The sequence below is a fragment of the Kitasatospora sp. NPDC058965 genome (assembly GCF_042741245.1).
GTDB lineage: Bacteria > Actinomycetota > Actinomycetes > Streptomycetales > Streptomycetaceae > Kitasatospora.
The window spans coordinates 74,965-82,444 of sequence record NZ_JBHYKG010000004.1; the positions used below are offsets into that span (position 1 = coordinate 74,965).

Annotated in this window: 4 protein-coding genes; 2 read left to right on the forward strand and 2 right to left on the reverse strand. The window is 79.3% G+C overall.

Features of this window, described 5'->3' with window-relative positions:
* Window positions 1-23 precede the first annotated feature (23 nt).
* Entirely contained in the window at window positions 24-2,840 is a 2,817-nt protein-coding gene (locus ACFW1A_RS01720) for a hypothetical protein (RefSeq protein ID WP_380402278.1), read from the reverse strand.
* 37 nt (window positions 2,841-2,877) lie between these two features.
* Window positions 2,878-6,201 (reverse strand): FtsX-like permease family protein, encoded by a 3,324-nt coding sequence (locus ACFW1A_RS01725; RefSeq protein ID WP_380402281.1) that lies wholly within the window; start codon window positions 6,199-6,201, stop codon window positions 2,878-2,880.
* 194 nt (window positions 6,202-6,395) lie between these two features.
* On the opposite strand from ACFW1A_RS01725, the gene ACFW1A_RS01730 reads away from it, so the two are divergent.
* Window positions 6,396-7,001 carry an HAD family hydrolase gene (locus ACFW1A_RS01730; protein ID WP_380402284.1) on the forward strand — a complete coding sequence of 202 codons (606 nt, stop codon included), beginning with the start codon at window positions 6,396-6,398 and terminating at the stop codon, window positions 6,999-7,001.
* Window positions 7,002-7,039: 38 nt separating this feature from the next.
* Window positions 7,040-7,384 carry a hypothetical protein gene (locus ACFW1A_RS01735; RefSeq protein ID WP_380402287.1) on the forward strand — a complete coding sequence of 115 codons (345 nt, stop codon included), beginning with the start codon at window positions 7,040-7,042 and terminating at the stop codon, window positions 7,382-7,384.
* Window positions 7,385-7,480: the final 96 nt, after the last annotated feature.

Here is a 7,480-nt window from a genome sequence, read left to right on the forward strand (position 1 = left end):
CGGCCCGTCGGTGGTCACAGCAGTCACAGGGCCTCCCCCAGTCGGAGCACCGCGCCGAGTCCCCGGCGGCGGGCGATGACGGCCTCCAGCGCGGCCGCGGTGAGCACCAGCACGGTCAGCGCGCCGCCGAGCACGGCGGTGGTCGTCCAGTCGATGTGCGCGGCGGGCTCGAACGGGCCGCCGGTGAGCGGGCCGAGCCGCAGTCCGGGGCCGAGCGCGCCGGGCAGCAGCAGTCCGAGCACGGTGCCGCCGACGGCCGCGGCGGCCAGCACCGGCAGCAGCTGCAGCAGTTGCAGGCCGAGCACCGCCCGGCCGCCGAGCCCGAGGGTGCGCAGGTACGAGGTGGTGCGGGCGCGCTCGGGGCCGCCGAGCACCAGCTCCAGGGCGAGCGCCAGCAGTGCCAGGACCAGGCTCAGGCCGGTGGCGACCCGGTAGCCGAGCTGCAGCGAGCGGATCAGCCCGTCGCCGCGCAGCGCGGCCAGTTCGCCGGCCCGGTCGCGCACCTGCACCGGCACGGCACCCGCCACCGGGCCCGCCTGCCGGACGGCGGCGCGGAGCGCGGCCGGGTCGAGCCCGGGCCCGTAGAGCAGCTCGGCCGACAGGTGCCCGGGCTGCGCGGGCAGCCGGTCGGCGGCCGGCCCGTCCAGCACCAGCAGCGGGCCCGACCGCGGCCCGCTCCCGAGCACCGGCCCGAGCACCGGGTCGCGCAGCGCGTCGGCCGGCAGCGCCCCGACCAGGTGGACCAGGAAGTGCGGCATCCCGGGCGCGGCGACCTCGAAGCTGCCGTCCGGGAACCGGGCCGCCAGCGCGGGGTCGGCCAGCGCGGGCAGCACGGGCTCGCCGCCGTCCGGGCCGCCCGCTCCGGTCGGCGCCGCGGCCGGGCCGGCGGCGGCCAGCGCCCGGGCCAGTGCGGAGCCGGGGGCGGCCGCCCGCAGCGCGGCGCCGTCCAGGCCGACCAGCTGCGCCCCGGGGTAGCTGGTCCCGTCGTCCTGTGAGGTCAGCGCACCGGACAGGCCGACGATGCGGACCCGGCGGCCCACCGCGGGCAGCTCCTGCGGCAGGTGGTCGACCGGCCCGACGACGGCGACCGGGGCGCCGCCGGTGCGCCAGTCGGCCACCTGGTCCCGGCTGTCCGCCAGGGTGCGGGAGACCAGACCGCCGAAGACGCCGCCGGCCATCGCCAGCACCAGCACCAGCAGGGCCAGCGCCGACGCGCCGCTCTGCGCGGCGGCCCGGCTCAGCGCCACCAGCGGCACCGGTCCCGGGGCGCGCCCGGCCCAGCGGGCGGCGCGCAGCAGCACCGGCGGCAGCAGCCGGACCAGCAGCACCACCGTGACCAGGCCCAGCAGGCCGGGCACCAGGGCCAGCTGGGGATCCACGCCGGAGCCCGTGAAGGTGCCGCGGGCCCGCAGCGCCGCCACGCCGGCGGCTGCCAGCAGCAGCACCAGGCCGTCCAGCACCAGTCGGCGCGCGCCGCCCGGCGGTCGGCCCCGACCGGCCGTGGCGAGCAGCACGGCCGCCGGTGCGCACCACACCAGCACCGCCGCGACCAGCACCGGCAGCGCCGACCCGAGCGCCGCACCGGGCGGGGCGAGCCACCCGGCCAGCACCCGGCCGACCGCCACCCCGAGGCCGACCGGCCCGGCCGCCTCGACCAGCAGCCGGGCCGCGATCCCGCCCGACCGGGCGCCGCGGGCCAGTTGCAGCGCGAAGGCGCCGGCCCGCCGGCGGGCACCGAGCCGGGCGGCGGCGACCGCGGTGGCCACCACCACGGTGAGCAGCCCGGCCAGCGCGAAGCTCTGCAGTTGCTCGGTGCGCCCGCGGCGGACCGCGAACTCGTCCAGCTGCGCGGTGAGCCCGTCGGTCAGCCGGACGGTCGGCACGGCGTGGCCGGTGAGCTGGCACTGGCCGTCGAACTGGCCGGCGCACAGCTTGCTGGAGTCCACGGCGTGCAGCCCGGCCAGCTCGGCGCGCAGCGCGGCCAGCGCCGGGCCGGTGGCCGCGGGCCCGGTGCGGTCGATCGCCACCGGGAAGTCCCAGGCGAGTTGGAGCACCACGGTGCCGCGGTGCTCCGCCTGCTCCAGGCCGCCGGACGTGGTCAGCAGGGTGCCGTCCAGCTCCTGGCCGGTCTGCGCGGCCACCGTGCGCGGGCCGGCGAGCAGCGGGAACTGCTGCCAGAGCCGGTCGCCGCCGGAGCCGGCCCGGAAGACGCCCACCAGCACCACCGGGGTGCGCCAGTCGGTGTCCGCCAGCCGGAAGGTCTGACCGACCGTCAGTTTCAGTTGGTCCCGGGTCGCTTCGGAGACCGCCACCTCGATCGGCGTCGGCGGCGCGGCGGAGCCGGGGTCCTCCGGCACCGGCTGCTGCGGGGCCCGGCCCTGCACGTACGCCAACGGCGCTCCGCCGGGCACCGGTTGGGCGTAGGCCAGGCTCACCCGCGGCGGCCGCCCGTACGGCGCGGGCAGGCCGTCGCCGAGCGCGCTGACCGCCGGGGTCTCGGCCCGGGCGGTCGGACTGCCGAGCGCGGCGGCCAGGTGCGGGCCGGCCTGGTCGCGGACGGCCGTGCCGAGGAAGGCCAGGTCCTTGTCGAGCGAGCCCCGCCGGACCAGGTCGAAGCCGAGGTCGCCGACCCGCGGGACGGTCTGCGAGCTCGCGGCCAGCAGCGGGCCGGACTGCTGCGCCGCGGCCACCCGGTCGGCGAACGAGCCCGCGGCCAGCCGGTCGAACCGCGGCGGCCAGCTCAGCGGCACCACGGTCAGCAGCACCGCGAGCAGCGCGAGCACCACCGCCACCGGCCAGGCGGTCCGCGCCTCGCGCCGGATCAGACGCACGGTCAGCACTGTCGACTCCCCCTGTGGTCCGGACCCGCCACGCCCCTCATCCGTCCTCCCCCGCCCGCAGCGCCCGGACCAGGTCCACCCGGCCCAGCACCCGGGTGAGCACCAGCACCGCGGCCGACAGCAGCGCCCCGCCGACCAGTGCCGCCAGCACCGCCGGCGGCCGCCCGGGCGCGGTCAGCAGCGTCGGGAAGACCGGACCCGAGCCGTCGTCCAGCACGGTCAGCGGCAGCAGGACCGCCGCCAGCACCAGCCCGAGCACGCCGCCGAGCAGCGAGGGCAGCACCGTCACCGCCAACTGCTCGGTGCGCAGCAGCGAGGTCAGCTCCGCGCGCCGCACGCCCAGCGCCCGCAGCACCGCGAACTCCCGCTGCCGCGCCCGCACCGCGCCCACCGCGTGCAGGGTCAGCGCCGTCACCGCGAACAGCGGCGCCGTCACCAGCACCAGCAGCCAGGCGCACCGCAGTCCCGTCCGGAACGGGTCGTGGGCCAGCGCGGCCGCCACCTGCCGGGCGCTCTGCGCCGTCCCGAACCGGGCGGGGTCGGGCGCGGCCAGCGGGGCCGCGGGGTCCGCGCTGCGCAGCCACCAGTGCGTGTCGGTCGGCGGCGGTGTCCCGGCCGCGGCGCCGGCGGCGGCCAGCGCCCGCAGGTCGAGCACCAGGTGGCCCTGGTCCGGGTCGTAGCCCGGCACCGCGTCCAGCACACCGGCGATCCGCACCAGCTGGGTCCCGGACTGGCCGTGCTCCCAGTCCAGTGACAGGGTGTCGCCGACCTTCGCGTGGAGCCCGGCGAGCAGCGCCCGGTCCGCCAGCCCGGACAGCACCGGGGTCTGCGCCGTCGTGGTCCCGCTCCCCGGCAGCACCGCGAAGTCCAGTTCGGTGCCGCCGTCCGCCCAGGGCGAGCCGGGCAGCTGGGACCGGGCCACCGCGGTCAGCAGGTCCGCCCCGCCGCTCGACCAGCTGCAGGCACCGGCCTTGTCGTCCTGCGGCTTGTCGGTGAACGGCAGCCGGGCCGGGTCGGCGCCGGTCCCCGGGCAGCCGAGCGCCTCGGGGGTGGAGAAGACGGTGCCGCTGCGGAACCAGCTCAGGCCGGGCGGCAGGGCCAGCGCGGTCCGCCCCGCGCCGGCCACCGCCTCGATCCGGGTCAGGTGCAGCTCCAGCGTGGTCCGCTGCGCCGTCCCCACCGGGAACCGCAGCCCCAACCGGCTGATCCGCAACGGGTAGTGCCGCGGTCCGGCCGCCGTCAGGTCGACCGTCACCCGGTGCTCCGCCCCGTCGGCGGGCAGCGCGGCCACCACTTGGTCGGTCAGTCCGTCCGCGTCCTGCAGCGAGAGCACCAGCTGCGCCCCGCCGTCCGGCAGCGCCTGGTCCGCCCCGGCCCGCACGGTGAGGTCCAGGGCGGTCGGCTCGCCCGGCACCGCCAGTCCCTCCGCCGGTTGTCCGGCCAGCTCGCCACCGACCGGACGGTCCGTCAGATCGCTTCGCAGCGAAGGGATCCGGGTGTCGGAGGCGGTGTTGAAGGCCACCGTCTGCACCACCGTGTTGCCCACGTACCCCGACCGCTCGGCCACCGGGGTGGCCGCGCCGACCGCGGGCAGGGCGGCCACGGCCGCGTGCCGCTGGGCCGACGGGCCGGCCACCCCGGTGAGCCGCAGGTCGGCGCCGACGGCGAAGGCCGCCCGGTCCCGGTCGCTGGTCGGCAGCGCGCCCAGCACCCCGGCCGCCAGCGCGGCGCAGGCCACCGCCAGCAGGGTGACCAGCACCGGCACCGCCTGCCGGCCACCGTCCCGGCTCAACCGCCAGCCGCCCAGCGGCAGCACCAGTCCGCGGGAGCGCCGGGCCGCCCGTTCCAGCAGCCGCCCGAGCGGCGGCAGCACCCGGAGCAGCAGCACCGCACCGGCCACCGCCATCGCCACCGGGGCCAGCACCAGCACCGGATCGACCGTCGTTGCGAACCCGCTGCTCGCACTGTCCGCCACCACGCTGCGGTAGTGCCGCAGTTGGAGGTAGCCGAGGACCGCCACCGCGAGCAGCGCGAGGTCCGCGCCGGCCCGCTGCAGCCCGGGGCGCAGCGGGAGGCGGCGGCGCAGCGCGCGCTCGGCACCGGGGTCCAACGCCTGCCGGGCCAGCGGCAGCAGCAGCGCCGCACCGTGCACCAGCAGCGCGAACCCGGCCGCCCACCACAGCCCGGCCGCCGCCGGCGCGGCAGCCCCGGCCGGCGGGGACGCCCCGGCCGACCGCAGCACGGCGCCGAGCAGTGGCCCGGCGAGCAGCAGCCCGGCCGCCGCCGCCGGCACCGCGGCCAGCGCCCACTCCCCGACCGCCGCGCCGAGCACCCGGAGTCCGCCGGCGCCGCGGGAGACCTGCAGCGCCTGTTCGGCGGCGGCCGCCTCGGCCAGTCGGCGGGCGGTCAGCACCAGCACCACGGCGGCCAGCACGGCCAGCAGGGCGAGCGGCACGTCGACCTCGGCCCGGGCGGTCAGGGCCGGGAGCACCTGCGCGTCCACCGCGCCGGGCAGCGCGCTGTGCACGGCGGTGTCGGTCAGCGCGGGCGCGCTGCCGCGGTAGACCGAGCGGGCCGGGTCGCCGGCCGCGAAGGCGGCCACCCGGTCGCGCAGTCGGGCCAGTTGGGGCAGGCTCAGCCGGTCGGTGTCGGGCAGCGCGAGCCAGACGGCCAGGGTGCGCCGGGCGAAGGCGGGCAGCGCGGTCAGCCGGTGGCCGTCGACCAGCAGCAGCGCCGGGGCCGCGCGGTCGTCGCCACCGAGGCCGGCCCAGACCGCGGCGGCGGCCGGGTCGGGGCGGTAGACGCCGGTCACCCGCAGGGTGAGGGTGCCGCCGCTGGCCGGGTCGCGGACGTCCACCTGCCCGCCCGCGGTCAGTCCGAGCCGGTCCGCCGCCGCCTCGGGCAGCGCGACCGGCAGCGTGTTCCCGCTCGCCCCGGCGGTCGGCCAGTCGCCGGAGCGCAGCCGGCCGAGCCGGGACGGGTCCGGCACTGCCAGCGGCAGACCGGGCAGCACCGTGTCGGAGGCCCGGCTCCGGGCGGCGGCGGGCAGCGGCAGGTCCAGGGTGCCGGCGGCCCGCAGCGCCGTCTCGGTGCGGAACGGGGTGCCCGCCAGCGCCCGCACCAGCGCCACGTGCACGGCGCGGTCGGCCGCCGGCAGCCCGTCGGCGGCCCACCGCGCGTCCAGCTCCACCGAGCGGCCGGGGTCGGCGGCCAGCCGCTCGCGCACCCCGTCGGTGGCGGCGGCGCGGGCCAGTCCGGCCACCGCGGCGAGCACCGCCGTGGCCACCAGGACGCTCACCGCCACCGCGGCCAGCACCAGCCCGCGCCGGCGCACCCGACGCCCGACCCCCGTCAGACCCATCCCGCCCGCTCCCCGCTCCGGCCCCACACATCGTCAGCACCCGGACCACCGAGCTGAGGTTCTATCACAGCAACGCCCATGTGGTCTGTACCAATCGGATCTCGGACCGACAAAACGGTTCCCGACCGGCACAGTTCACTGCCCGTCAGGTGCACGACCAGCGGGTCCGGCCGCCCCGTGGCACAGTTCCCGCCATGGACCACCCGGACTTCGACGCCCTGCTCTGCGACCTCGACGGGGTGCTGCGCCACTGGCCCACCCCCGGCCACGCCGACCTGGACCGGCAGCACGGCCTGCCGCCCGGCGCCCTGGCCGCCGCCGCGTTCGCCCCCGCCCGACTGCTCCCGGCGATCACCGGCCTGGTCACCGACGAGCAGTGGCGGGCCGCGGTGGCCGACGAGCTGGCCGAGCGGTACGGCCCCGGGGCCCGCGCGGCCGTGACCTCCTGGTCGGCGGTGGCACCCCGGATCGACCAGCAGGTGGCGGAGCTGCTGGAGCAGGTGCGCGCCACCCTGCGGGTGGTCCTGGTCACCAACGCCACCACCCGGCTGGAGGCCGACCTGGCCCGCCAGGGCCTGGACCGGCTGCCGCACGCGGTGCTGAACACGGCCCGGGTCGGCTTCGCCAAGCCCGACCCGCGGGTCTACCGCCTGGCGGCCGAGCTGGCCGGCGCCCCCGCGCACCGGTGCCTGTTCGTCGACGACACCGCCGAGAACGTCGAGGCGGCCCGCGCCGCGGGCATGACGGCCCACCACTTCCGGAGCGCGGCCGGGCTGCGCGCCGCCCTGCGCGTGCCCTGAACCGGGTCGCACTCGTTGGGAATGGGGTGATGATGCCCATGCCTCTGACGGGGTCCGCCACCCGGCAGGTCCTGGTCGCAGAAACGATCCTGCGCGACGGCGGCACGCCGATCTACGAGGAGCTGACCGCCGCCTGGCGCGCCGAGGGGCGCTGCCTGCCCGGCCGCCCCGACTCGCTCTGGGAGCTGCTGCCGGCCGGCCCGGGCGCCGCGCCGCCGACCGGCCCGACCGCCATCCCCACGACGGTCCCGACGGCCGGCGCGACGGCGGTCCCGGCGGCGGCCGCCGCGGCCGGCTCCCCGACCGTCCCCGCGGTCGCCCCCGCGGTCGTCCCCGCGCCCGTCCCGGCCGCCCGCCGGGGGGATCCGCCCCCGCCGCCCTGATCCGGGAACCGCGGCGGGCCCGGCGCGCGTTCTCGCGAGCGGAGAACACCGACGGGCATGGAGGAGTGGTCATGAGCGTGGCCCTGACCAAGGGGG

Coding starts and splice junctions, on each gene's coding strand:
- ACFW1A_RS01725 (WP_380402281.1), bottom strand. CDS start 6,201: ATGGGTCTGACGGGGGTCGGGCGTCGGGTGCGCCGGCGCGGGCTGGTG.
- ACFW1A_RS01730 (WP_380402284.1), top strand. CDS start 6,396: ATGGACCACCCGGACTTCGACGCCCTGCTCTGCGACCTCGACGGGGTG.
- ACFW1A_RS01735 (WP_380402287.1), top strand. CDS start 7,040: ATGCCTCTGACGGGGTCCGCCACCCGGCAGGTCCTGGTCGCAGAAACG.